Source organism: Streptomyces sp. NPDC026062 (genome assembly GCF_055568375.1).
This window is the reverse complement of sequence record NZ_JBVHOQ010000015.1, coordinates 116,047-142,462: the sequence shown is the minus strand read 5'-3', so window position 1 is coordinate 142,462 and position 26,416 is coordinate 116,047. Positions and strand designations below refer to the sequence as shown.

Below are 26,416 nucleotides of genomic sequence, written 5' to 3'. Positions count from 1 at the left end.
GGTACGGGTACGGGGCTGGGGGCTGACCTGGGGACCTTCGGCGGACCCGGCCGCCGTCTACTCGGGCTTGGGCTCCTGCCCGTCCGGCCACACGCCGATGTGGTCCTGCTCCAGCTCCAGCATCACGCGGTGCTCCATGCCCAGCGCCTCCGTGTAGTCCGAGGGCAGCTGGAGCCGGCCCGCCCGGTCGAGCATCGCGTACTCGCGGGCCACCTGGGACTCCTGGCCCGTCGCCGCGTCGACCTCGGTGCGGCGCAGCACCTCGAAGGAGGTGCGGCCGTCGCGGATGGCCACCGTGCGGCGGACCTCGTCCGCGACCGCCTGGTCGTGCGTGACGATCACGATCGTCGTGCCGAGCTCCTCGTTCGCGCGGCGGAAGGCGGCGAAGACCTGTTCACCGGTGGCCGAGTCCAGCTCCCCGGTGGGTTCGTCGGCGAGCAGCACCGAGGGCGAGTTGGCCAGCGAGACCGCGATCGCCACCCGCTGCTGCTGACCGCCCGACATCTGCCGTGGGCGCCGGTCGCGGCAGTCGGCCACCTCCAGCATCTTCAGCAACGACTCGGCGCGCGCGACGCGTTCGCGATTGCGGCCCCGGCCGCGCAGCTGCATCGGCAGGGTGACGTTCTGGATCGCGGTCAGATAGGGGAGCAGGTTGCGGGAGGTCTGCTGCCAGACGAAGCCGACGACGTCCCGGCGGTAGCGGAGCCGTTCCTTCTGCCCCATGGAGAGCAGGTCGCAGCCCGCCACCTTCGCCGCCCCCGCCGTGGGTTCGTCCAGGCCCGCCAGGATGTTCATCAGCGTCGACTTGCCGCTGCCGGACGCGCCGACCAGGGCCAGCAACTCGCCCTCGGCGACCAGGAGATCGAGGCCCTGAAGGGCCTGCACCTCCACTCCGTCCGTGGTGAAGATCCGCACCAGCCGGTCGCAGGCGATCAGTGCGTCATGCCCGTAGGAGGGCCGGTCCCGGCGGGCGGTGGCCCGCTGTTCGAGCTCCGCCAGTGTGGAATCGGTCGACGGCGTCGTCATCGGGAGTCTCCTGCCCTGAGTTCGGTGATCGATCCACGGCGGCCTGCCCACCAGGCCTGCGCACCGGCCACCAGCGCGGTGAGGACGATCACGCCCACCGCCGGCAGGGCCAGCGACCACGGATCGGTCCGCAGCGGTGCGGTGTCCAGCAGGCCGGAGCCGGAGCCGGCCGCGAGTGCGAGGCGTACCAGATCGATGCCCGGTGACAGCAGCGCGATGGTCGCCCAGCCGACGAGGAGCCCGCCCCCGGCAGCAAGCAGCGCCTGCGGCATCGCCTCGAAGCCGAGGAGGCGGCCGCCCTGCCGCGAGGTGAGGCCCATGGTGCGCAGCCGTGCCAGCAGGGTGGCGCGTTCCGGGGCGGTCTGCAGCAGCGAGAGGAGGACGGCGAGCAGGGCGTACCCGGCCCCGGCCGCGATCGCCGCCAGGTAGATCCGCTCGGCTCCCGACTGCATGGGGGTGTCGATGTACGTGGCACGCTCCTCGGCGCGCGTCTGCACGCTGATCTCCTCGCCCGTGTGCCCGGCCGCCGTGCGCAGCGCGTCCGCGTCGAGCCGGTCGCCGGTGAGCAGCAGCGCGGTCGTCTGCCGGTGGGTGAGCGAGGCGGAGTTCACGATGATGAACGAGGTGGTGTCCACGGCCGGGGTACCGGTGACCGTGCCCGCCACCCGGATCTTGAAGTCTCCGGCCAGTGACTGGAGATCGCGCGGCCGCTCGCCGAGCCGTTCGGCGACGGACGGCGAGACGAGGACCGGCAGCACCCGGTCCTTCGACGGCAGCGTGCCCTCGGGTGTCGCGGGCCCGGTCGCCTTCAGCCGGTCGGCGGAGAAGGCGCCGATGCCGGTGGAGCGGGACAGCCGGGCGTAGGTGACCGGGGCGACACCGATCAGGGTGGCCCCCTTGGCGTCCTCGGATCCGCTCTCGGGCGCCGGCAGGGCGACCCCGTATTCGATCTGGACCTGCGCCACGTCCCGTACCCCGTCCGTCTCCCGCACCGCGCGGACCAGACGGTCCGGCAGGGGTACGGAATCGGCCCGGCCGCTGACGCGGGCGTCGGCGCCGACGGCGCGCACCGCCGCTCCGTCCCGGGCGTCCGCGACCCCGGCGAGCACCGAACCGCCGAACGCCGCCGTCGTCAGCGCGACCAGCAGGGCGAGCAGCGGCAGCGTGCCGGCGGCGGATGTGCGCCCGGCGCGGGCCAGCGAGAGGAAGCCGACCGCGCCGCGCAGCCGGGACACGGAGCGCAGGGCGAGCCGCAGCGGCAGCGGGTAGAGCCGGACGAGGATCACGGCGGCGATCAGCCCGACCAGCACGGGGGCCGCGCTGATCAGCAGGTCGGTGCCGCCGGCACCGTCCGTACCACGTCGGCGCAGCGCGGTGACGGCGCCGACGGCCAGGACCAGCAGGGTGAGTTCGGCGACGGTACGCCGCCGGGACGGGCGGGCGGACACCAGGTCGTCGCGGCCGCCGTGCAGTTGCGGGGTGCGGTGCAGCAGCGCCGTGCGCAGCGGGAGCGCGGCGCAGACGAGGACGACGACGGCGGCGGCACCGGCCGCGGCGGGCCACAGCCTCGCCTCACCGACCGCCAGGACCGCGAGCAGCAGGCCCAGCGCCCCGGCCGGCACGGCGGTCACCGCGGTCTCGGCCAGCAGCCGGCCCCCGATCCCGGGGAGGGACCCGCCGCGCGCCCGCAGCAGGGCCAGTTCGGCGTGGCGGCGGCCCGCCATCAGGCCGCCCGTCATCAGCAGCACGATGGCGGCGACGGCCCCGATGCCGACGGCGGCGACCGTGACGACCGGCTGGATCGCGGAACGCATACCGTCGAAGCCCGCCAGCACCTCGTCCAGGTCGGTCGTCACCGTGGCCGTGGCACCGGCGACCTGGCGCATCTTCAGCAGCTCCGGGCCGCCCTCCAGGGAGGCCACCGCGGTCCGCAGCCGGGGCACGTCGAGCGCGGTGAGCCGCGTTCCGTCCGGCGCGATCCGCCAGTACAGCTCGGGCTGGCCGGTGGTGGCGAGCAGGGCGGGCGCGGCGTCCGGCGGGAGCAGCAGCGCGGCGATCCAGTAGTAGCGCGGCGTCTCCTTGGTGGGCTGGGCGACCAGGGACGGGGTACGGAGCAGGGTTTCGGCCGACCAGTAGGAGCCCTCGGGGTCCCGCGGGGTGACGATGCCGGTGATCCGTACCGTCAGCCGCTCACCGCCACGCGTCGGTACCGCGACGGTCGCACCGGGCTTGATCCGCAGGGCCTTCGCGGTCTCCTCGGTGACGGCGGCCTCTACCTCGCGGGTCGTGAGGGACACCTCGCCCCGGACGGCGGGCCACTTGCCCGCGCGCAGGGTGGAGTGGCCGGGCAGCGCGGACTGGGTGACGTATGTCAGCGCGGGGTCGAGGCCGTACGGGCGGGGGAACCACGGTTCGGTCGCCCGGACCGGCTCCGAGGTGCGGACCCCGTACGCGGACTGGGAGGTGTCGGCACGCACCGGATCGGGGAGTCCGGCCAGGATGCCGCGCTGCACGGAGGCCATGGTGGCCTCGCGCACCGCGGACTCGCGGGCGGCCACGGGCAGTTCCAGGCCGGGCTGGGGACCGCTCAGTTCCAGGACGCTGCGGGTGGGTTCGACATGGCCGAGGTCGTGGCGCAGCCCCTTGTTCTCGTAGTTGTCGACGGCCCGGGGGAAGGCCGCGGCGAGGAAGGCCGTCATCACCACGAGGAGGGCGAACGCGCAGGCGGCGCCGGGGGCGGTCCGCAGCCGGGTGCGTACCCAGGGGGCGCAGGCGGTCGCGGCGCGGGGGGTTCTCGTATCCGGGCTCATGTCAGTTGTCCCCCTGGGTGCGCAGCGAGATCGCCGGGTCGGCGCGGCGCAGTGTGAGGGCCGCGACGATGAGCAGCGGCAGCGCCGCCACTCCGGCCAGCAGCGCGGCCACCTGTCCGGCCGGGAGCTGTACCAGCACCGGCGGCACCGGCTGGGCGGCCTGTCCGGTCAGCACGATCAGCGGCACGACGGCCCGGGTGAGCAGGGCTCCGAGCACGGCCCCGGCCAGCAGCCCGATCGTGATCAGTACGCCCTGTTCGGCGGCGGTCATCCGGGCGAGCCTGCGGTGGGGGGTGCCCAGGGCCCGAAGTACGGCGAACTCGGCGGAACGCTCGCGCTGCGAGCCGACCGAGGCCACCGCGAAGCCGACCGCGGCCAGCGCGGCGGCGATGACCGCCACCGCGAGCAGCGCGGACTGCGGACCGGCCCCCAGCGGGTCGCTGATCAGGTCCTCGGCGACCTCGTCGCGGACCTGGACCTGCACGGGGTCGGTGTCGGGCCGTGCGCGGAGCGCGGCGGCGACCTCGGGGGCCCGGCCCGGTTCGGTGCTGAGCCACCACTCGGTGGCGGTGAGCCGGGCGTTCGGGCGTTCGGCGAAGACCTGGGCCAGGGAGCGGAGATCGAGGAGCAGCGCCCCGCCGTCCCGCGCCCGCTGCGATTCCCCGGTGGAGGCGGAGGAGCCGGAGCCGGGTCCGGTGGTCGGCAGCCGGTGCACGGTCCGGGCGATCCTCACCCGGACCGTCTCGCCGGCCAGCGTGACGTCGATGTCCTGCCCCCGCTTCGCCCCGGTCGCCTTCAGATAGGCGTCCGTGGCCACGGCGTTCAGGGCCGGTGCCTTGGCGCGGGCCGCGGTGATCCGCACGTTGAGTTCCGGCACCGACCACACCGCGTCCTCGGCCGTGACGGATCCCGTGGCGTAGTCGAGGCCCAGCGGGGTCGCGGCCGAGGCGGTCGGACGGACGTCCGCCCCGGGTCGCACCTCACCGAAGGCGTCCGCGGTGACCGCAGCCTGCCAGCGGAAGCCGTCCGGGACCGGGACCGGCTGTTCGGCGCCGCCCGGCCCGACAGTCCGCAGGCCGGTCACGGCGAGCCGGTGCGACTCGCTCCGGCCGACGGGCTGCTTGCCGTCCAGCTCGATCCCGGTGACGGCCAGCTCACCGGCGGCGGCCACGTCGACCGAGACCGGGTGCGCCTTGCCGTCGACGGGCACGGAGCCCACGACGACCTGGTACGGGATGCCGTAGCGGTCCTCGAGACCCACGGTGACCAGCGGCCCCATACCGGACGGCGAGGCCTTGCCGGGCGCGGCCGGTGCGGAGATCCGTACGTCGAAGCGGAGCCGCGTGCTGTTCTTGGGCAGCTGCAGTCCGGCGCGGGCCGTCCTCGGCGGGGCGAGCGTGTCGAACAGCCCGTCCACGGCCCCGTCGCCGAGGTCGTCGCGCATCAGCAGCCGCTCGTCGGCGTGGGCGGTGTCCAGCGCCAGTACCTCGGCGGTGCGTTCGTCGGAGAGGTCCACCGACGCGCGGAAGGCGGGCGCCGCGTCCCGTACGCCGGGCAGTTTCACGAACGCGCCGGACCTCGCCGGGTCCGCGTTGACCGCGCCCGTCATGCGTACCGACGCACCGGACCTGAAGTCGGCCTGATCGTGCTGCGAACGGTTCCAGGACGCGCTCTGCCCGATCGCCAGCATCCCCATCGCCACCGCGAGCACCAGCAGCAGCACCGGGCCGGCCCCGCGCAGCGGGCGGCGGCTGAACTGCCAGCCCGCCAGCGCCGTCGCCAGTCCCCGGCCGCCCGCCGCCCGGCGTTCCGCGAGCCTGGCGGCGGGCGGCAGCAGACGCAGCGTCAGTACGGTTCCGGCGAGCAGGGCCAGCGCGGGCGCGGCCACCAGCAGCGGGTCGATACCGAGTTCGCCCTCGCGGTCGCCGCTGAGCGCGCCGCCGCCCGAGCCCTGCGTCTGCCGGTCCAGCTGCCAGTACGCGACCGCCGCGATCACCAGCAGAGCGAGGTCCGCGCCCGCCCGCACCGGTGCGGGCAGCGCGGCGGAACGGGTGGAGCGCCGGCCTCCGGCGCTGGCGGCCAGCGCCGGGGCCACGACCGCGAGCGCGCAGGCCAGCGCGGTGACGCCCGCGATCAGCCACACCTGGCCGGTGACACCGTCGTCGAGCCGCAGCCCGATCCGGGAGAGTTCGCTGCGGTCCGCCAGGAGCCGGGTCAGCGGTCCGGAGAGCAGCGGGGCGACGACGGCGGCCGGCAGGGCGAGCAGCAGCGCCTCGACGGCCGCGAGCGAGGTGATCCGGGCACGCGATCCGCCGCGTGCCCGCAGCAGTTCGGTCTCGCCGCCGCGCTCGCTGCTGAGCAGCCGTGCCACCAGGAGCAGGGCGTACCCGGCGAGCAGGACCAGCTGCACCGCCACGATCGTCAGCGTCGAGCGCGAGACCAGCAGAGCCCGGTCGATCTGTCCGAGCACGGTGGGCAGCGAGGTCTGCGCGGTGGCCCCGTCCTTGAACTCCGCGGTCGCGAGCAGGGCCTTGGGCCCGGTGGTCGCCGCGTCGTGCAGTGCGGCCATGCGGTCCGTGGTGACCGTACGGAAGTCGGCGCTGGCCAGCCAGGACATCTCGCCGGAACTGATCCGGCCGGAGCCGAGCACGGCCGGGTCGGTGAGCAGCGGGCCGTACGTCGTGAAGACGACCTTGCGGACGCCGCGCCCCGCGAGCGCGTCCAGCTGCCAGTACGGATCGGACTGGTCAGCGGCCCGGTAGAGGCCGGTGACCAGGATCTGTACGGGCGCGCCGCCGAGCCGGTCGGTGAGCTTCAGCCGGGCCCCGGGCTTCAGCCCGAGGGTGTCGGCGGCCGTGGTGGGGAGGGCGACCTGGACGGGGGCTCCGGCCTTGCCCGCGCCGGCGACGGGCGGGCGGCCCTCGGTGAGCCGGATCCGGCCGCGGTCCAGGGAGGCGAAGTGGGTGAGGTCGGGATCGCCCCGGCGGGCGGCGGGATCCTGAAGGCTGCGCGGCAGCGCGTACGGCCCGGACGACTCCAGTTTCCGTACGGTCACCGGGAGCCCGTCGAACGTGTCGTGGGCGGTCCGGCGCGCCGACGCGTCGGCGGCGGCCCGCCGGTCGCGCTCCACCTGCGCGGACATGACGAGAGAGGCGGGTGCGGCGGACCGGTGGGTCAGGGTGTGACGCAGCGCGGCATCACCGATGGACCCGGAGAAGGCGGTGAGGGCGGCCAGGACCGAGGTGGTCAGAAGGACGGCCAGGACGGCTGCGGCGAGAAGGAGCCGGTGAGCCCTCACCCGCAGAAGGACGAACCCCGTCACCTGGCCCCCTAGTCACCTCTCGCGGCGCGCTCATCGCCCCCGGCACGCCGTTTCGGATGCTTTCAGAAGGCAACTGCTGCTGGATACCGGTTAGGGGTACACCTTGATGGGATTGTGATCGATATCCGGCCAGGGAGTGCCGGATATCGACACACATCCGATCGGAGATCAGCCCTCGGTGTTCACCATCGAGGCAGCCGCGTAGGTGAGGTAGTCCCACAGCTGCCGGTCGTGCTCCGGGGCCAGCCCGAGTTCGTCCAGCGCCACCCGCATATGGCTCAGCCAGGCGTCGTGCGCCGCGCGGTCCACCCGGAACGGTGCGTGCCGCATCCGCAGCCGGGGGTGTCCGCGCTCGTCGCTGTAGGTGCGGGGACCACCCCAGTACTGCATCAGGAACAGCGCGAACCGGTCCTCGGCCGGACCCAGATCCTCCTCCGGGTACATCGGCCTCAGCAGCGGGTCCCCGGCCACGCCCTGGTAGAAGCGGTGGACCAGGCGCCGGAAGGTCTCCTCGCCGCCGACCAGCTCGTAGAAGGTCTGCTCCTGCAGCGTGTCGCGCGGGTTCTCAGTCACCCGTCCATGGTCGCAGACGCGCCGGCCGGACGAGGGGGCCCGGGGTACGGATCGCGCCATCGCCCTCCGGCACGGACGGTCGCGCCCGCGAGCGGGCGCGACCGGCGGACAACCGCCGTGTCCGGCCGAGGGTGCGACAACCGGCGGGCCCGGTCGCGGATGCGACGACTGCCGCTTCCGCGACCGGGCCCGGCAGCCGGCCGCTGTGTGCGGTCAGTCCCGGCGGATCGTGATCGTCGTCCATGCCCCGACGTGCACCTGGTCGCCGTCCTGGAGCGGTACGGGGACGTAGGGCTGGATCGGTTCCTCGGCACCGTTGAGCGTGGTGCCGTTCGTCGAGTTCTGGTCGACGACGGCCCAGCTGCTGTCCGGCTGCTGCACCAGCACCGCGTGCTGGTGCGAGACGCCCGGGTCCTCCGGCGGCACCGACAGGTCGATGTCGGGGGACTCGCCCGTGCTGTGCCGGCGGCGGCCGATGGTGACCTGGTTGCCGACGAGCGGCAGCTGCTGCTCCGGTGAGTACGCCGGGAGGTTGAGTCCGGTGGCCTCGGGGCCGCTGCGCTGCATCATCGCCAGGAAGTACTCACGGTCGGGCGCGATGACCGCGGTCCAGTTCACGGACTGCGCAGCCTGCCCCGGACCGGGGCCCTGGCCCTGACCGGGACCCGGAACCGGACCGGGTCCCTGGCCCTCGCCCTGTCCCTGGTCCTGGCCCGGATACGGCGGCTGCCGCAGCGGCGTCTGCGGACCCTGGGCCTGCGAGGGCGGCGACAGCAGCCAGTCGTCACCACCACCGGTCCTGGGCGCCCGCGGCGGGGCGGGCGGTCCGGGCTGCTCGACGACCGGGGGCGCCGTCTGCTGGAACGCGGGCGGCGCGCCCTGCTGCTGGAACGGGGGCGGGGGCGGCCCCTGCGGACTGCCCTGCTGCTGGAACGGGGGCGGCGGAGGTCCCTGCGGACTGCCCTGCTGCTGGAACGGGGGCGGCGGAGGTCCCTGCGGACCGCCCTGCTGCTGGAACGGAGGCGGCGGAGGCCCCTGATGTCCCTGTTGCTGGAACGGCGGCGGGGGAGAGCCCTGCGGCGAGTTCTCCTGCTGGGCGTGCTGCTGGCCCTGCGGGAAACCCGGAGGACCGCCCTGCTGCTGGAACGGCGGCGGAGGCCCCTGCTGCTGGAACGGGTGAGGGGGCTGCTGGCCCGGTCCCGGAGGGCCGCCCTGGCCGGGGCCCGTGGAGAGCGGTTCGGCCGAGCGGTTCACCTGGGAGGGGCGCGAGCCCTGGTACTCGAACGGATCGTGGGGCTCGCGCGGCTGCGGCGGGCCCGGCGGCTGGACCTGGAAGCCCGGCGGCAGATTGAGACCGGGGACCGGGCCGCCGGGACCGCCCGGGACGCCGTGCTGCGGTGCCAGCGGCGTGTACGACGTCGCGGTGTTCGTGAGGAAGTTCCAGCGGCACTCCTCGCAGAACGGAGCCATGGACTCCCGCGGGGTGCGGCACTGGGGGCAGAGCTCGGCCTGCTGGGTCGCGTCGGGGCCGGAGCCCTGCGGATATCCGTAGCCGGCCGCCGGAGGCGGGGGAGGCGGCGGGGGAACGGCGCCTGCGGGCGCGCCCGGCCCGGCCATGCGGTGGCCGCAGACCTCGCACCAGTCCTCGGAACCCGACTGGTGTCCGTTCGGGCATGTCGGCATGTCGGCGCTTCCCCCTCTCCTCGTCCGGCCCCGGGGGCCGTCATTTTTTCTTGCGCGGCCGCCCGGCGGACCTTGCCGGTCGGGCGGCTCGTCAGTGTGGATATGTGGTTACTTCTTGACGCGAACCGTCTTCGTGGACCGCGTTTCGAGTGTCATCTCGTCCGCTTCCGCGACCTTCGCCTTCAGTCGCACAGTACCGGTCGCGGCGTCCACGACGTCTACCACCTTCGAAAGCAGCTTCGCAGTGTCCTCGTTCCCGGACGCCGATGCCAACTGCACCGCCCGGCCGAGTTTGGCCGTCGCGCCGTCGAAGTCTCCCGACTTGCGCGCATCGAGACCCTGCTGGATGACTTGTGCCAGTTCGGCCTGACCCGTGTAGTGCGCGACCTGCGGATTGATCGAGGTCGACGCCGCCATGTCGTCCGTCCACACCGCCCGCACCAGCCCCTGCGAAAGGGTCTGGGGTGCCCCGCCCGCCGGGTCGGGGAGGATCAGCGAGACACGGGCCGCCAGCATCTCCTGGCCGATTCCGGCCTCAGGCACCTGCACACACACGTGGTAGTCACGGGACTCGTCGCCCCAGGAGCCGGTGGGGTAGTCCCCGGCGCGCGGACCCGCCTCGGTGCGGCGGCCGGTCAGGTCGGCGACCGTCGGCGCGACCTGCTTCACGAACTTGATCTCCACACCGACCGGGGTCCAGAGCCGCAGCGCGACGTCCGCGACCTCCTTGCCCATCGCGTTCTCCATCATCTGCGTGAAGTCCGCGGCCAGCCCCGACGGATCGGCGACGATATCGGCCGTTCCGAGCAGTGCGGAGGCGATCGCTGTGACCTCTTTCACCTCCCAGTCGGTGCCCACCCCTCGGGCGTCACAGGTGAACCGGCCCGCGCACGCGTCGAGCGCGGCCCGCAGATCCTCCGGGGCCTCGTGCTCGTTGCGCCCGTCCGTCAGCAGGATTCCGTGCCGGATCTCCACCTGGGCGGCGCCGAGCAGCCGGTCGGCCAGCCGCAGCCAGGTCCCGATCGCCGTACCGCCGCCCGCGCCGAGCCGGCGCAGGGCCTCCTTCGCCTGGGTCCTGGTCCGCGCGTCGGCGACGGCGAGCTGCCCGTTGCCCGGGTAGACCTCCCTGGCCACGTGCGTACCGCCCACGACGGCGAAGGACGTGCCGTCGCGCAAGGTGTCGATGGCCGCCGCCGTCGCGTCGCGCGCGTTGCGCATCTTCGTCGGCGGGTAGTCCATCGAACCCGAGCAGTCCACCATGATCACCACGGCCGCGTTCGCCGCGCCGCCCGTCAGGTGCGAGGGCTGCGCACCCGTCAGCGGCACGCCACCGGTGGTGCCGCCCCCGGTCGAGGTGACCGTGACGATGCCGTTGACCTCACGGCCGCCCTCGGGCAGATATTCGTTCTGATACACCTCGACGGAGAACTGCGGCACGTTCGACTTGGAGAAGTTGGCCATCTGATCGGCTCCTTGAGGCTCCACGTGTCAGATGAAGACAGAGTGACGGACAAAGGCATCGGAGGTGCGAGGGGCGGACGGAAAGCGACTCACCTGCTGGCGGATCCTGCCCCGTGCGGTGCCACGGCGAACGGCACCAGCGCCACTGTTACGTTGTCGTGGCCCCCGCCGTCCAGGGCGTGACCGACCAGCACCTGGGCTCCGTGCAGCGGCCGTTCGTACGCGTCCTCGGGCACCGCCGCGGCCATGTCGGCCGCGGACTCCGCGTAGTTCCACAGACCGTCCGTGCAGACCACCACGAGTCCCGGCCGGTCCGGCTTGAACGACGCGGTGTGCGGCTCCAGTTCGTAGGAGTCCGCACCGAGCCAGCCGGTGATGGCGTGGGCGCGCTCGTCCGCGTACGCCTCCGCCTCGTTCATCAGGCCTGCCGCGACCATCTGCGCGGCCCAGGAGTCGTCCTCGGTGAGCCGGGCCGGCGGACCGCTCCGGTCCTGGGGCACCCAGTACACGCGGCTGTCACCGACCCAGCCGACGACCAGCAGGCCGTTCGCCATGATCGCGCCGACCAGGGTGCACGCCGGGGCGTTCTGGTGGCGGTGCGGATCCTGCTCCTGCCCCTGACCGGGCTCCTGCGCCAGCCGGTTGACCGACGCGCCGGCGGCGACGATCGCCTCGTGCATCGCCTGCTGCGGATGCGTGCCACGAGGCAGTGACTCCAGCAGCGTCTCGTTGGCGGCGTGCGCGGCGGCGGCCGAGGCCTCGTCGGGCCGGCTGGCCGACGACACCCCGTCGCAGACGATCGCGACGACGGCCGGGGAGCCGTCCGGCAACGCGGTCGTCGACACCGCGAAGGAGTCCTCGTTGCGGTGATGGCGCAGCCCGCGGTCGCTGACGGCGGCGACCGACCCCAGCTCCTGCTCCATGTGGTCGCGCTCACGCGGCTGGGCGTGGCCGCAGTTCTCGCAGTAGCCGTCGTGGTCGACCCGGCCGGCCCGGCAGGCCACACACACCTTGGTGCCGGCCGGCGCGGCCGGCGCCGGGTCGGGGGAGGTACGGGGATCGGGCGCCGCCCCCACGGGCGAGGGCGCGGCCAGCTCGAAGTCACCCGACGCGACGGGGCCGCCGGAACGTGCCCCCGGCGCGGCGCCCCCGACGGGCGGCGGCGGGACCGGACGCTCCGCGCCCGGCGCGGAGCCGGGCACCCGCCCGGGGGCAGGCGCGGGGGCCCCGGGGGCCGGACCGAAGCCGCCACCCGGCGAGGACTCCCCGGCCGGGACGGTGATGGCGATCGTCGGACTGTCCTGCGGCGGCTCGGGCACGGCCGACAGGTCGTACCCGCACGCACCGCAGAACAGGTCACCCGGCTCCAGCGGCTCCTCGCAGCCGGTACACCTCGACAAGGCGGTCTCCTGGTGGTTCTGCGACATGTTCACACCCACGTTCGGGGGCGGAAACGGTTTGCCCGCTCCACCAGTTCGATCCTCTCGGCACCGGGCTCCGCGAGCCGGGCGAGCATTCGGTACGAGCGCTCCAGCCCGAAACGCAGGCCCCGCTCGTCCAGCTCACTGCCGAGCAGCGTCTTCGGTCCCTGCGCCCCGGCGTGCGGGGCGGACTTCGGGTCCGAGGGGTGGGCCGCGGGACTACCGGAGAGTACCCAGTCGAGTGCCGTGCCCAGCACCTCGGTCGACAGCTGCTCGCGGCGCACCGCGTCCAGCCCGAGCCCGGCCAGTCCCGACACCTGGGCGGACGCCGCCATCAGGTCGGTGATCAGCGGCTCGTCCGGGGACCGTTCGCGCAGCCGGGCACGGACCGCGGCGACCCGGGCCGCCGTGAAGTGGATCGACGCCTCCGGCACCGACTCCAGCGTCCTGACGGCACCGCTCCGGTCCCCGGCCGCGATCTGCACCCGGGCCAGACCGAACGCCGCACTCACGAAGCTCGGGTCGGTCATCCACACCAGCCGGTAGTACTCCGCGGCGTTGTCCAGCTGGCCCAGGACCTCCGCGCAGATGCCGAGGGCCAGTTTCGGCGCGGGCTCCCCGGGAAACGCGTCGTAGACCGCGTCGAAGGACAGCGCCGCGTTCTCCTTGTCACCGGACACCAGCGAGGTGAGCCCCCGGTACCAGACCACCCGCCAGTCGTCCGCGTGCCGCGCCTCCAGCGCGGCCAGGGTCTCCGTCGCGCCGCCGAGGTCGTTCATCTCCAGGGCGGCCCGCAGCTCGCGCAGCCGTGTCTCCAGCGAGGCGGCCGGCACGGCCTGCAGCGCGGCGATCAGTTCGGCGGGCGCCGACGCCATCACCCCGGCCAGGAAACCCGCGTTGGGGTCGTTCGCGTCGACGCGGGGGACCGGCAGCGCGAGTGAGGTGCCGCGCACATCGAGCCCGGCCAGCCGGGGGCCGCTCCCTCGGGACGGGCCCGGCACGGAGCCGGGATCCGCCACCGGGACCCGGGGGGCCGGGATGACGGCCTGCGGCCGCGCGTACGGGAGCGGGGAGCCGCTCCCCCCGCCGCCCGGGGCACCGCCGCTCACATGCGTGGCGGCGGAGGGCACCGGCCCGGCCCCCTCGGCGAACCCGGGAGGCCGGCCTGCGGGCAGGGCGCCCGGCACACCGCCGGGCGGCGCCACCGCGGCCGGCGGGGACACGGGCGGCGCCGCGGGGGCCCTGCGCCGCCCGAAGAGCCCGGAGCGGCCCGGCTCCGGCGACCTGGCGCCCAGGCGCGAGACCTCACCGGTCCGAGCGCTGAAGAGCTCCGTGTCGGTGACCCGCAGTTCCGCACCGAACAGCGTCGACAGAGCCGGGCGCGGGCGCCCCGTCTGGAGCGACACCACCTCGCGCAGCACTCCCGTCAGTTGCTCCGCCATCTCCGGGGCGGAGGCGAAACGCCTCGCCGGATCGGGATCGGTCGCCCGCACCAGCAGCCGGTAGAACGACTCGTAGGTCCGGAACACCTCGATGTTGTCCGGGTCCGGCAGCGAGTCCACGAAGACGTTCGTGTACCCCTGGAAGTCGAAGGTGAGCACCGCGAGCGTCCGCGCGACCGTGTACAGGTCGGAGGCCACCGACGGTCCGGCCTCCGCGACCTCCGGTGCCTGGTACCCCACCGTGCCGTAGATGGCCGACTCCTCGTCGTCCATCCTGCGGACCGCGCCCATGTCGATCAGCTTCAGCTGGTCCTCGGTCTGGATCGCGTTGTCGACCTTGAAGTCGCAGTACAGCAGGTTGCGGCTGTGCAGATGCCCCAGCGCCTCCAGGGCCTCGATGCCGAACGCGCACGCCTGCTCGACCGGCAGCGGATCCCGCTTGCCGGACGGGGTGCGCCGTTCGTTGGCGATCTCCTTGAGCGCCTTGCCGCCGACGTACTCCATGACGATGTAGCCGTCCAGGGACCCGGTCCGCTGGTCCAGATGCTCGACAAAGTTGTAGATCCGGACGATGTTGGAGTGCTCGATCTCGGCGAGGAACCGGCGCTCCGAGATGGCCGCCGCCATGGCGTCCTGGTCACCGGTGTCGAGGAGACCCTTGAGCACCACCCACCGGTCGGACACCGCGCGGTCCACCGCGAGGTAGACCCAGCCGAGCCCGCCGTGCGCCAGACAGCCCGCGACCTCGTACTGCCCGTGGACGATGTCGCCGCCCTGGAGCTTGGGCACGAAGGAGTACGGATGGCCGCACTTGGTGCAGAACCCCTCCGTACGCCCCGGCCGCTGGCCCCTGGCCCGGCCCACCGGCGCCCCGCAGTCCGAACGCGAGCAGAACCGCTTGCGTTCGGGCACCTCCGGGTTCTCCATCACCGCGGTACGCGGATCGGGGCGCGGCACGTCCGGTACCTGCACCAGTCCGGCGCCCAGCCGGCTGCGGCCCGACGCGCCGGTCGACCTGGCCGACGAACGCACCGAGACGGACCGCGAGGTCGCGCCCCCCGACAGTGCGCGCGACAGCCGCCCCGACACCGAACGCCGCGAGGTCGACGAACGCGACGAAGAGCGCGAGGACGCCCTCGACGAGGCCTGCGAACCGCTCCGCGTCGAGGAGCTGTTGCTGCTCCTGCTGCTCCGGCCACCCCCCGCGATGCCGGTGGGCGGCGAACTCACCATCCCGGTCGGCGAGACGACGGGTGCGAGACCGCAGGTGTCGCAGTACAGCTCACCCCCGCCCATGTCCTCGTAACTGCCCTCGCACGCGGGGCGCTGGCACTGCGTACTCATGGTCATTCCCCCTGTTCGCCCCGCCGCCGCGGCGGCCCCGATGCTCCGTCACTACCCGTCCCGCACACCCCGTGCCCCGTCATCCGCAGGCCTTTCATGGGCGCCCCCGCCGGTCCTCGGGACCCGACGGACCCCGCCCGGCCAGCATGTCCAGCGCCGCGTCCTGATAGCGCTGCACCGCCAGCGCGGCGACCCGCAGATCGCACGGCGCGCTCCACAGCATCCGGCGCGCCGCGTCGTAGCGCTCGATCAGGACCGGGTCCTCCGCCAGGCCGTGCCGGGCCACCTTCGCCTTGTACGCGTCCAGCCGGCCACGCAGCTCCGCCCGGACGGCCAGCGGCGCCGTGACCGCCGTCAGCTGCTCCCGGGCCCGCAGCAACTCCTCGCCCGCCTGCTGCTCCAGGGACTCCAGAAGCGGAGAGAGCCGGTGCCACTGGGCGTGCCTGCGGTACTCCGACGCAGCGGCGAGCCGCTCCTGGAGCACGGTCGGCGGACCGCTGACCGCGGGCACCTCGGACGCGGCGATCTTCGCCAGCACCTCACCGCGCGCCGACCGCGCCTCGGCCAGGGTGCGGTCGGCCCGGGACAGGACATCGCGCAGCTGGACGAGGCGCTGCTCGGCGTCCTGCCGGACCGCGAGCACCGCCTCGACCTCCCGCCGCACCTCGTCCAGTCCCCGTGCGGCCCGGTCGTAGCGCGTGGTGTCCGGGCGGCCGCCGCCCGGCGCCGAACTGCCGGGCCCCGGAAGCCAGAACGCCAGCGGATCGGAGATCACCTGCACCCGCAGGGTGGTCAGCTCCTGGACGATCGACTCCAGGTCGTCGCCCGCCGGGTGCTCCCCGGGCCGTACGCCGACCGAGTGCGCCAGTGAGTGGGTGCGGCGTAGTTCGGCGGCGAGCAGATCTATCCGGGCGGGCATCGCCGACCACACGGAGTCGGAGGCCACGACCATGTCGAGCGAGCGGGCGTACAGCTCGTTCATCCGCTGGACCAGCTCCTCCAGCGTGAAGCGCTGCGAGAGCCGGGCCGGGCCGCTGACCGACGGATCGTGGGCGGCGGCGTGCGCCACCGTGACCCCCTGGCCGCGCAGCAGCTCGGTGAGGGCCACCAGGTCCTCGCGGTTGGGCTGACGCCGCCTGGCCCGCACCTCGCGTGCCCGGTTCAGCGCTCCCGCGTACGCGTCGAAATAGGTCCACAGCAGCGTGATCGACTGCTCGGTGGTGCTCCAGCGCTCCTTGGTGACACCGGTGAGGTCGGCGCCCTCCAGCAGCCGGCGCCCGGCGTGGTCCTGCAGGGCGAGGAGCGAGGTCTCGATCGCCTCGTGCTCCGCACCGAGCCGGGCCAGCGCACGGTCGGCCTCGTCCCGGTCCATGACCGGGCCGGGGGGCCGGGCCGCGTAGCTGGGGAAGGGGCCCGCGACGCCCATCGATCACCTCTCCGCTCCTCCTGCCGGGCGGGGGCCCGGCAGGGTCAGTGCTGTCGACCGCCGGCCGGTCGTGGGTTGCTCGCCGGCCGGGAACCAGGTCCTAGTTCCGGTACTTGGGTGCCGGCGGCGCCGACACTCCGGGCAGCCCGTCCCGCAGCCACTTCCGGTACGACTGCATCCACGGGCTGTCCGCACCGCCGGCGCGGAAGTCGACCAGCACCTTGTTGACGCGGGACACCAGGTCGTCGGCGCCCTTCTTCGTGGCCACGCCGTAGTACTCGGTGGTGAAGGGATCGCCCTTGAGCTCCACGGCGGGGTCCTGCGCGGCCTGGCCGGCCGCGAGGGCGTTGTCCGTGACGATCGCGTCGACCTCACCCAGCTGGAGCCGCACCAGGCAGTCCAGCTGGTTGGGGACGGTGAGCTTGTCGTCGTCGGCCGCGGTGCCGTCGCCCTTGTCCTTGAACACGGAGCCGAACGACTCCTTCTCCAGCGCCTCGTACGCGGTGGAGCCCTCGGCGGTGCAGACCCGCTTGCCGGCCAGCGAGGAGTTGAAGCCGGTGATCGCGCCGCTCTCCTGCGGGTCCGTCTTCGGTGCGAGGACCTGCTGACCGGCCTGGAAGTAGGCCGTGGAGAACGACACCTGGTCCAGTCGCGCGCAGTTGATCGTCATCGTCCGGACGACGACGTCGACCTTGTCGTTCTCCAGCGCCGCGATGCGCTGGTTGGTGGGGATCGCCCGGAAGATCACCTTGTCCGCGCTGCCGAGGATGTCCTCGGCGATGGCCCGCACCAGATCGATGTCGAAGCCTTCGAGGTTGCCGGACTCCGGGTTGCGGAAGCCCCACTGGAAGCTGTTCTGGTCGACGCCGGCGATCAGCTTGCCGCGCTCCTTGATCCGCTTGATCGCGTCGCCGTCCTGCAGCCCGGGCCGCAGGCTGGCCTCCGGGTCCGTGCAGTCGTCCGCCCGCGTCTGAACGGCGTGGGCCGTCCCGGTCCCCGTCCACTCCGCGCCGAAGGCGCCCGGACCGCCGTGGGACAGCGGCAGCAGGGTCAGCGCCGCCGTCACCGCGCAGGCCGCGGCCATGGCGGTCACCCCGCCCCAGCCGCGCAGCCGTCCCCCGCGACCCGTCCTCGGGTCCTTCGCTGTCATCGCTCCCCCTGTCACCGGAACTCCGAGAGCCTGCGGTTGACGCCGACGATCGCCGCCACCGCGCCCAGCACCGCGAGGGCCGCGGCGCCGACCGGCAGCCCGCCCAGGGCCCCGCGCCCGTCCTTGGCGGCCCGGGTGAAGTCACTCTGCTCGTGGGCGAGCGCCTTGCGCAGCGCGTCGTCCACCTGGCTGAAGGACTGCCCCGTCGAGTTACGCGCCCCGATGATCTGCTCCAGCGCGGTGTCGTAGTCGCCGCTGTCGTCCGTCCTGCGGGCGGTCCGGTGGCGGCCCTGCCACTCGGTGACGGCCGAGACGGCGTCCGCCACGGGCTTGCCGCCCTCGGTGTCGTGGGTGTCCTCGGCGAGCTTCGCGGCCTTGCTCAGCTCTTCGCCGAGCGCCTTCATGGCGGTGCCGTAGTCGGTCTCGTACTTGTCGTTCCTGCCGTCCGCGGTGAGCACCGCACCGCGGGCGACCACGGTGAGGTTCTCGCTGGAGCGCGCCTTGAGCGAGTCGATGCGCGCCCGGTTGAGCACGTCGAGGGACTGCTGCCCGTGCGTGTTCGCCTGGGCCAGATCGGACCGGGCCACCGTGTGCCCCACCGCCAGCCACAGCAGCACCACGGTCGCCGCCGCGGTCGCCGCGAGCAGACCGTGGTTGAACACCCGGTTCGTCCTGCGGTAATTGCGCCGCTGCGCCCAGAACAGCACGGCCAGCGCGACGACTCCGAGCCCGAGGGAGAGGAATGGCCAGGTCCGGGCGGACCGGTAGTCCTGGTCGAGCCGGTCCGTCTCCGACACGTAGAGCCGCTCGGCGGCCGGCAGCAGCTCGGTGGCCATCTTCTGGTTCGCGTACCGGAGGTAGGCGCCGCCCAGCGGCAGCCCCTGCCGGTTGCTTGCGCGGGCGCGCTCGATCAGCCCGGTGTAGCGGGGGAGTTCCTTGTTGAGCGTGGTGATCTCACGGCCGGACGTCGTCGACGCGTCGGTGTTGGCGGCGGCCTTCACCAGCAGCCGGGAGGCGTCGTCGATGTCCGTCACATACCGGTCGTGGACCTCACGAGGCTCCTGCGGTCCGGCCAGGAAGCCGCTCGCGGCCGCCGCGTCCGCATCGGCCAGCGAGCGGTAGATGGCCGCCGCGTCCGCGCTGAGCGGCTGGCTGCGTTCCACCACGTCGTTCGCGGCCGCCGCGCGGTCGTTGATCTCGAAGGCCGTCACCGCCCCGAACGCGACGACGAGCAGCGCCAGCACGGCTCCGATGATCTGGAGCCGGCCAGGCTCGGTGGTCGCCGCGGCACGCAGCCGCTCGGCCACCACGGCCCGGACGCTGTGCGGCGGCGGCGCGGGCGCGGCCGCCGACGCAGGCCGCTGCTCCGGCGCTCGCTGCGGCGCCGGGCGTACATTCGGCGGGTGTGTCACTTGACCTCCCCCTCGGTCACTGACGGTGGCCCGACCCCCGGCCGATCGGGGGACTGGTACCCGGCCAGAAGTATGGCCGCAGGTACCGGTGTCCACATGACGAACGCCCGGATTCTGCCCCGGTCCTGAAACGGCCGACTGCGATCGGCCGCGGTCACACAGCATTCGATCAAGGTCCGCGCCGTCGATCAAGGCGAACGGCGGCGCAATCCCCTGAGCAATACCGAAGCGATCCCCCTGCGCATTCCCCCGAAGCGGACCGATCCCCCGACCAGGAACACGTCCTGGGCAGCCGATCGGTTCCCGTACGCGGAAGACGCCCCGTACCCCGAAGGCTACGGGACGCCTCCGACATCCGCCGGTGCGGCAGTCCGTCAGACGTACTGGGCCCGCAGCCTGGCGTGCACCTCCGGCGCCGCTCCCGTGTGGTCCAGGCCCAGCAGTCCGGCACCCAGCACCGGGGACTCCCGCACCACCCGCACCACCGCCTTGGGGGCGCGCACGGCGAGGAGTTCGGCGATCCGTTCGTCCAACTGCGGGTGCCGGGCGGCCAGCACGCTGCCGCCCAGCAGCACCGGTGCCGCCTCGTCGAGCAGGCCCAGCCGGGACAGCGCGACCGAGGACAGCGCCACCACCTCTTCCGCCAGCCGGTCCACCAGCCCGCGCGCCACCGCGTCGCCGGCCGCGGCTGTCGCGAACAGCACCGGCGACAGCTCGTGCCGCCGCCCGGACTCGATCCGGCCCAGATGCAGCGCCTCGATCAGCGCGTACATCGACCCGAGCCCGAAGTGCGCGGGGAGCGTACGGGCCAGCTCGGTCGGCTCGCCGCGGCCGTCCTCGGCGCGCGCGGCGAACCACATCGCCTCCTCGGAGAGCCCCGAACCGCCGCCCCAGTCACCGGAGATCCGGCCGATCGCGGGGAAGCGGGCGGTCCGCCCGTCCGGCACCATGCCGACACAGTTGATCCCCGCACCGCACACGACGGCCACCCCGCGCGGCTCGTCCGCCCCGGCGCGCAGTATCGCGAAGGTGTCGTTGCGCACCTCCACCGTGCGACCCCAGCCGCGGGCGCGCAGGGCCTCGCCCAACTGCGCCTCCTCGACCGGAAGATCGGCGTTGGCCAGACACGCCGACACATGGGCGACGGGCCCGGCACCCGCACCGGCCGAGGCCAGCACCCGGTCCACCGCGGCGCCGAGTACGTCCACGGCCGTGTCCGTACCGACCACAGGAGGCTGGAAGCCGCCGCCGCGGGCCGTGGACAGCACACTGCCGTCCTCACCGATGAGTGCCACATCGGTCTTGCTGTTCCCCGCGTCTATCGCGAGGACCGATCCGTTCACGCCCACGCCAGGTGCTCCCGGTTGTGCGCGATCAGCTTGTCGGTGAGCGCCTCGGCGTACTCGAACTGGCCGATCAGGGGATGGGCGAGCAGCGCCCTGAACACCCGGTCGCGGCCGCCGCGGAGCGCGGCCTGGAGCGCCAGGTCCTCGTAGGCCGTCACGTTGGCGATCAGACCGGCGTACAGCGGGTCCAGCTCCGGCACGGCGAGCGGTGTCGCGCCCGTCCCGTCGACCCTCGCCTGCACCTCGATCACCGCGTCGTCCGGCAGGAACGGAAGCGTCCCCCTGTTGGAGGTGTTGACCACCTGCACCGCGGAGCCCCCGCCGCCGAGCAGCGAGGCCGCCAGGTCCACGGCCGCCTCCGAGTAGAAGGCGCCACCGCGCTTGGCGAGCAGCGCGGGCTTCTCGTCCAGTGCCGGATCGCCGTACATGGCGAGCAGTTCCTTCTCCATCGCGGCGACCTCGGCCGCCCGCGAGGGCTTGGTGCCGAGCTCCCGCACGACCTCGTCGTGCGCGTAGAAGTAACGCAGGTAGTACGAGGGGACGACGCCGAGCCGGTCCACGACCGCGCGCGGCATGCGCAGGTCGTCGGCGATCGCGTCGCCGTGCCCGGCGAGCAGCCGGGGCAGTACGTCCTCGCCCTCGGGGCCGCCGAGACGCACCCCGAGCTCCCAGCTCAGGTGGTTCAGCCCGACGTGGTCCAGGTGCACCTCGCCAGGGGTCACCTCCAGCAGCCGGGCGAACTTGCGCTGGAAGCCGATCGCCACGTTGCACAGGCCGACGGCCTTGTGCCCGGCCCGGAGCAGCGCCCGGGTGACGATGCCCACCGGGTTGGTGAAGTCGATGATCCAGGCGTCCGGGTTGGTGCGCCGGACGCGCTCGGCGATGTCCAGGACGACGGGGACGGTGCGCAGGGCCTTGGCGAGGCCGCCGGCCCCGGTGGTCTCCTGGCCGACGCAGCCGCACTCCAGCGGCCAGGTCTCGTCCTGGTTGCGGGCGGCCTGGCCGCCCACGCGCAGCTGGAGCAGGACCGCGTCGGCGTCGGCGACGCCCGCGTCGATGTCCGAGGTGGTGACGATCCTCCCCGGGTGGCCCTGCCTGGCGAAGATCCGCCGGGCGAGCCCGCCGACGAGTTCGAGCCGCCCGGCGTCCGGGTCGACGAGCACGAGCTCCTCGACCGGCAGGGTGTCCCGCAGCCGCGCGAAACCGTCGATCAGTTCAGGTGTGTAGGTGGATCCGCCACCCACTACTGCGAGCTTCATGAATCAGCCCTTTACTCCGGTCAGTGTGACGCCCTCGACAAATGCCTTCTGTGCGAAGAAGAAGACGACGATCACAGGGGCCATGACCAGAACGGTCGCGGCCATGGTCAGGTTCCAGTCGGTGTGGTGTGCGCCCTTGAAGGACTCCAGTCCGTAACTCAGCGTCCAGGCGCCCGGGTTCTCGGAGGCGTAGATCTGCGGGCCGAAGTAGTCGTTCCAGGCGTAGAAGAACTGGAAGAGGGCGACGGCGGCGATGCCCGGCCTGGCCATCGGGATCACGACGCGCAGCAGGGTGCGGAACTCGCCGCAGCCGTCGACCTTCGCCGCGTCCAGGTACTCGTTCGGGATGGTCAGCAGGAACTGCCGCAGCAGGAAGATGGAGAACGCGTCGCCGAAGGCCATCGGGATGATCAGCGGCCAGAGTGTGCCGGACATGTCCAGCTGCTTGGCCCAGAACAGGTACATCGGGATGACGACGACCTGCGGCGGCAGCATCATCATCGAGATGACGAGCATCAGCGACAGATGCCGGCCGCGGAAGCGGAACTTGGCGAGCGCGTACGCCACGGGCAGCGAGGACACCACCGTGAGGACGGTGCCCAGGCCCGCGTACAGCAGGGTGTTCCGCCACCAGGTCAGAAAGCCCGGGGTGTCGAACACCTCCTTGTAGTTGCCCCATGCGAAGGGGCGCGGCCACAGATCACGGGTCAGCGCCTGCTGGTCGCTCATCAGCGAGGTGAGGAGGAGGAAGACGAACGGCAGCACGAAGAAGAGCGCGGCCGCGACGCCCAGCGAGTGCACCCCGATCCAGTGCAGCAGCGCCTTGCGGCGTGCCACGCGCTCGGCCGGGGTGACGGGGTCACTCACCGGACCGGCGGCCTTCGGGGTGTCGAGAACCTGCGTCACGTCACTCACCTGCCTGGATCAGTCCGCTGCGGCGCCGCATCAGCAGTGCGGTGAACGCCATGGCGAGGACGAAGAGGACGAGCGCGACCACACAGGCGGAGCCGTAGTCGAAGCGCTGGAAACCGAGGTTGTAGACCAGCTGCGGGAGCGTGAGTGTCGACTTGTCGGGATATCCCGGCTCGAACTGCTGCCCCGAGCCGCCCATGACACCCGAGGCGACCTTCCCGGCCACCAGGGGCTGGGTGTAGTACTGCATCGTCTGGATGATGCCGGTGACCACGGCGAACATGATGATCGGCGAGATGTTCGGCAGCGTGACGAAACGGAACCGCTGGCAGGGACCCGCCCCGTCCAGCTCCGCCGCCTCGTACTGCTCCTTCGGTACGTCGAGGAGCGCGGCCATGAAGATCACCATCAGGTCGCCCACCCCCCACACCGCGAGCGCGGTCAGCGCGGGCTTGGACCAGGTGGCGTCGGTGAACCAGCCGGGTGTGCCCATCCCGAGGTCGCCGAGGATCGAGTTGACCGGCCCCGTGCCCGGGTTGAGCAGGAAGACGAAGCCGAGCGTGGCGGCGACCGGCGGGGCCAGGTACGGCAGGTAGAACAGCGTCCGGAAGACTCCGGCACCCGTCTTGATCCTGGTGATCAGCAGGCCGACGCCGAGCCCGAAGACCACCCGGCAGGTGACCATGACCAGGACCAGCCAGAGCGTGTTGCGCAGGGCGGGCCAGAACAGCGGGTAGTCGTCGAAGACGTACGACCAGTTCTTCAGCCCGCTGAACTCGGGTGCGGTGAAACCGTCGTAGCTGGTGAAGGAGAAGTAGAGCGTGGAGATCAGCGGGTAGGCGAAGAAGACGCAGAACCCGATCAGCCACGGCGACATGAAGGCCGCCGTCCGAAGCGCCGAGCGGCGGCGCTTCGAACGGAGTGTGTACGTGCTCATCGCGTCCGCTCTACTTCGCCTGGTCGATCGCCGCGTCGATTTCCTTCGCGGTCTTCTCCAGCCCCGCGCCGATGTCCTTCTGGGTGCCCTTCTCGACCTCGAAGGCGAGGTTCTGGAGCGACACCAGGTACGCGCCGCCGTTCACCGACGGCGGAGTGGTGGTGGAGTGCGGGTTCGCCGCGATGTCCAGGAAGGTCTTGAAGCGCGGGTCGTACTTCAGCTTCGGCGACTTGAGCGCGGCCAGCGTGGACGGCACGTTGTGGATGGCGTTGGCGAAGTCCACGACCGCGTCGGTGTCGGTCGTCATGAACTTCACCAGCTCCCAGGCGGCGTTCTGCTTCTCGGAGGTGGCGGCGATACCGGCGATGGTGCCGATCAGATAGCCCTTGCCGTAGGTGTCCGCCTCGTCGTCCGCGACGGGCATCGGGGCGACGCCGATCTCGAACCCCGGCTTGGTCTCCTCGGCCATGCCCAGGCGCCACTCGCCGTCCATCTGCATGGCCACCTGGCCGGTGTGGAAGGGGTGCTTGGCCCCCCACTCGTCACCGAAGCCGGTGCGGAACTTCTCCAGTTTCTCGTACCCGCCGAGCGAGTCGACCAGCTTCTTCTGGCTGGTGAGCATCGCGGCGAACGCCGGGTCCTTGGCGATGTTCGACTTGCCGTCCGCGTCGAAGTACGTCGGGTTCCAGCTGCCGAGGTAGTGCTCGGTCGTCGACTCGTAGCCGTGGTAGTTCGGCATGAAGCCCAGCTGCTCGTACGAGTCGCCCTTGGTCTTCGTCAGCAGCTTGGCGTCGGCGGCGAACTCGGTCCAGGTCTTCGGCGGGCCGGTGATGCCGGCCGCCTTGAACGCGTCCTTGTTGTAGTAGAGGCCGTACGCGTCGCCCAGCAGCGGCACGGTGCAGCGCACGCCGTCGAACTGCGTGTACTCGTTCATCGCCTTCGGGAAGGTCGCGTCCGCGTCGATCCCGTCCTTCTTCAGGAACGGGTTGAGGTCGACGAAGGCCTTCGACGCGCAGAACTTGCCGACGTTGTTCGTGGTGAACGACGAGACGACGTCCGGCGCCTTGGAACCTCCCGCGCGCAGCGCCTGGTTGATCTTGTCGTCGGTCATGTTGCCGACGACCTTCACATGGATGTTGGGGTGCGCCTTCTCGAAGGCGTCGACGGTGGCCTGGATGCCCTTGACCTCGCCCGGGGCACTCCAGCCGTGCCAGAAGGTGAGGGTCGTGTCCTTGGACGCGTCATCACTGGCACCGGAACTGCTCTGCCCGGTACAGGCGGAGGCGAACAGGACGATCGCGGCGGTCGCGGCGAGCGCGACGGCCGGCTTCCGGCGGTTTCCGGACATGGTGGTGTCTCCCGATGAAGGGTTGGGGCGGGGAAGGAGAGGCGCGGGGAAGCGGGGGTGATGAAGAACGGGTCAGGAGGAACGGGGCAGAAGGAGGCGCGTCGGGAAGAAGACGGGTCAGGAGGAAGCGGGGCGGCGGGTCGGGGAGAGGCGGTTCAGCGGGAGGTGTCGAACACTTCGTCGCGGGTGGTGGCGAGCGCGCTCTCCAGCGCGCCGCGCAGTACGGGCCGGCGGGTGACCTCACCGGCGATCAGCCTCGGCCGGGACGCCGCCAGCTCGGCGAGTTCGGCCGCCACCCGGCCGCGCAGCGGTTCCCCGCCGCGCGAGATCAGCTCACCGGACAGCACGATGACCTCGGGGTCCAGAACGGCGACCATGGAGGCGAGGCCGGTGGCCAGGCCGGTGGCGAACAGGTCGAGGAGCCGGCCGTACGGTCCGTCCTCGCCCCGCTCCTCGGCGGCGGCCGCCCGGCCCACCAGCCCGGCCGCGATCTCGTGATGGGTGCCGGGGCCGCGCAGGGCCTCGTCGTCGATCCCGAGGTCACGGGCCAGCCGGGCGAGCACCTGGGCGCCCGCCAGCTCCTGGAAGCCGCCCGCGTTGGCCCTGGTGACCTGGCGGACCAGCGGGGCGCCCGGCACCGGCAGGAAGCCGACCTCGCCGGCGCCGCCGGTGAAGCCCCGGTGGAGCCGGCCGTTGATGACGAGGGCGGCGCCGAGCCCCTCCTCGTTCCACAGCAGCATGAAGTCCTCGTGGCCCCGCGCCGCGCCGAGCCGCTGTTCGGCCACCGCGACGAGGTTCACGTCGTTCTCGTACTCCACCGGCATCGGCAGGAAGGCCGCCAGTTCGTCCAGCAGGGTGGGGGAGTGCCAGCCGGGCAGGTGCGAGGCGTACCGCAGCCGGCCCGTGCCCGGATCGAACGCGCCCGGCGTACCGATGACGACGCGGTGCACCTGGGACCGGGTCAGCCCGGCCTCCTTGACCGCCCCGTCCAGCGCGTCCGCCACCTGGCGCACCACACTGTCGGCGCGCCGTCCGGGGGTCCGCAGCTCGAACTCCCCGACGGTCTCGCCCGTCACATCGGCGACGGCGGCGACGATCCGCTGGGCGTTCACATCGAGCCCCGCGACATGGGCGGCCGAGGCGTTGACGGCGTACAGCTGGGCGTTGGGTCCCGGCCGTCCGGCCGCGGTCCCGGTGGCGACGACCAGCCCGGCGGCCTCCAGCCGGGCCAGCAGCTGGGAGGCGGTGGGCTTGGAGAGCCCGGTCAGCTTCCCGATCCGCGTCCGCGACAGGGGGCCGTGCTCCAGCAGCAGATCGAGCGCGGCGCGGTCGTTCATGGCGCGCAGAACGCGGGGGGTACCCGGCGTGGTTCCGGCCATGGTCACTGCACCTGCCTCTGTTAGGAAAGTTTCCTATTCGGTGAGAGGACGTTAGGGCGCGTGTCACCAGGGCGTCAATGGTCTGCGCCGCGGTGGCAACCAAAGTGTTACCTGGCCGGGCGGGCGGAGGCACGGAGGCACGGAGGCCGGTGGGCCGTCCCCCGG

Annotated in this window: 17 protein-coding genes; all 17 read right to left on the bottom strand. The window is 72.7% G+C overall.

The window, feature by feature from the left end:
* Nucleotides 1-57 precede the first annotated feature (57 nt).
* The 17 genes from ACZ4LX_RS16360 to ACZ4LX_RS16280 all read right to left on the bottom strand — a co-directional run bounded on the left by ACZ4LX_RS16360 (nt 58) and on the right by ACZ4LX_RS16280 (nt 26,251).
* Nucleotides 58-1,026 carry an ABC transporter ATP-binding protein gene (locus ACZ4LX_RS16360; protein WP_467644515.1) on the bottom strand — a complete coding sequence of 323 codons (969 nt, stop codon included), beginning with the start codon at nt 1,024-1,026 and terminating at the stop codon, nt 58-60.
* Nucleotides 1,023-3,836, bottom strand: coding sequence for an ABC transporter permease (locus ACZ4LX_RS16355; protein WP_467644513.1), 2,814 nt, complete (start codon nt 3,834-3,836; stop codon nt 1,023-1,025). The genes ACZ4LX_RS16360 and ACZ4LX_RS16355 overlap by 4 nt, the downstream gene beginning before the upstream one ends.
* Before the next feature lies 1 nt (nt 3,837).
* A complete protein-coding gene (locus ACZ4LX_RS16350) occupies nt 3,838-7,158 on the bottom strand; it encodes an FtsX-like permease family protein (RefSeq protein WP_467644509.1) in 3,321 nt (1,106 codons plus the stop codon).
* A gap of 168 nt (nt 7,159-7,326) precedes the next feature.
* On the bottom strand, nt 7,327-7,731 hold the full coding sequence (locus ACZ4LX_RS16345) for a globin (protein ID WP_467644507.1): 405 nt from the start codon (nt 7,729-7,731) through the stop codon (nt 7,327-7,329).
* Nucleotides 7,732-7,944: 213 nt separating this feature from the next.
* On the bottom strand, nt 7,945-9,414 hold the full coding sequence (locus ACZ4LX_RS16340; protein ID WP_467644504.1) for an FHA domain-containing protein: 1,470 nt from the start codon (nt 9,412-9,414) through the stop codon (nt 7,945-7,947).
* 108 nt (nt 9,415-9,522) lie between these two features.
* Nucleotides 9,523-10,875, bottom strand: coding sequence for a vWA domain-containing protein (locus ACZ4LX_RS16335; RefSeq protein ID WP_467644501.1), 1,353 nt, complete (start codon nt 10,873-10,875; stop codon nt 9,523-9,525).
* A gap of 89 nt (nt 10,876-10,964) precedes the next feature.
* Nucleotides 10,965-12,308 carry a PP2C family protein-serine/threonine phosphatase gene (locus ACZ4LX_RS16330; RefSeq protein WP_467644496.1) on the bottom strand — a complete coding sequence of 448 codons (1,344 nt, stop codon included), beginning with the start codon at nt 12,306-12,308 and terminating at the stop codon, nt 10,965-10,967.
* Nucleotides 12,305-15,082: a serine/threonine-protein kinase gene (locus tag ACZ4LX_RS16325; RefSeq protein ID WP_467644493.1), complete on the bottom strand. Its 2,778-nt coding sequence runs from the start codon at nt 15,080-15,082 to the stop codon at nt 12,305-12,307. Before ACZ4LX_RS16325 ends, ACZ4LX_RS16330 begins: the two co-directional genes overlap by 4 nt.
* 94 nt (nt 15,083-15,176) lie before the next feature.
* Nucleotides 15,177-16,508, bottom strand: a complete 1,332-nt coding sequence (locus ACZ4LX_RS16320; protein WP_467644491.1) for a hypothetical protein — start codon at nt 16,506-16,508, stop codon at nt 15,177-15,179.
* A gap of 100 nt (nt 16,509-16,608) precedes the next feature.
* Nucleotides 16,609-17,658 carry a glutamate ABC transporter substrate-binding protein gene (locus ACZ4LX_RS16315; RefSeq protein WP_467644488.1) on the bottom strand — a complete coding sequence of 350 codons (1,050 nt, stop codon included), beginning with the start codon at nt 17,656-17,658 and terminating at the stop codon, nt 16,609-16,611.
* A gap of 11 nt (nt 17,659-17,669) precedes the next feature.
* On the bottom strand, nt 17,670-19,070 hold the full coding sequence (locus tag ACZ4LX_RS16310) for a hypothetical protein (RefSeq protein ID WP_467644485.1): 1,401 nt from the start codon (nt 19,068-19,070) through the stop codon (nt 17,670-17,672).
* Nucleotides 19,071-19,444: 374 nt separating this feature from the next.
* Nucleotides 19,445-20,419, bottom strand: coding sequence for an N-acetylglucosamine kinase (locus tag ACZ4LX_RS16305; protein ID WP_467644482.1), 975 nt, complete (start codon nt 20,417-20,419; stop codon nt 19,445-19,447).
* Nucleotides 20,410-21,675 (bottom strand): 6-phospho-beta-glucosidase, encoded by a 1,266-nt coding sequence (locus tag ACZ4LX_RS16300; protein ID WP_467644479.1) that lies wholly within the window; start codon nt 21,673-21,675, stop codon nt 20,410-20,412. Before ACZ4LX_RS16300 ends, ACZ4LX_RS16305 begins: the two co-directional genes overlap by 10 nt.
* 3 nt (nt 21,676-21,678) lie before the next feature.
* A complete protein-coding gene (locus tag ACZ4LX_RS16295; protein WP_467644477.1) occupies nt 21,679-22,581 on the bottom strand; it encodes a carbohydrate ABC transporter permease in 903 nt (300 codons plus the stop codon).
* A 1-nt stretch (nt 22,582) separates the two neighbouring features.
* Nucleotides 22,583-23,524 (bottom strand): carbohydrate ABC transporter permease, encoded by a 942-nt coding sequence (locus ACZ4LX_RS16290; RefSeq protein ID WP_467644475.1) that lies wholly within the window; start codon nt 23,522-23,524, stop codon nt 22,583-22,585.
* 10 nt (nt 23,525-23,534) lie between these two features.
* Nucleotides 23,535-24,872, bottom strand: coding sequence for an ABC transporter substrate-binding protein (locus ACZ4LX_RS16285; RefSeq protein ID WP_467644472.1), 1,338 nt, complete (start codon nt 24,870-24,872; stop codon nt 23,535-23,537).
* A 155-nt stretch (nt 24,873-25,027) separates the two neighbouring features.
* Nucleotides 25,028-26,251: an ROK family transcriptional regulator gene (locus ACZ4LX_RS16280; protein WP_467644469.1), complete on the bottom strand. Its 1,224-nt coding sequence runs from the start codon at nt 26,249-26,251 to the stop codon at nt 25,028-25,030.
* Between the last annotated feature and the right edge of the window lie 165 nt (nt 26,252-26,416).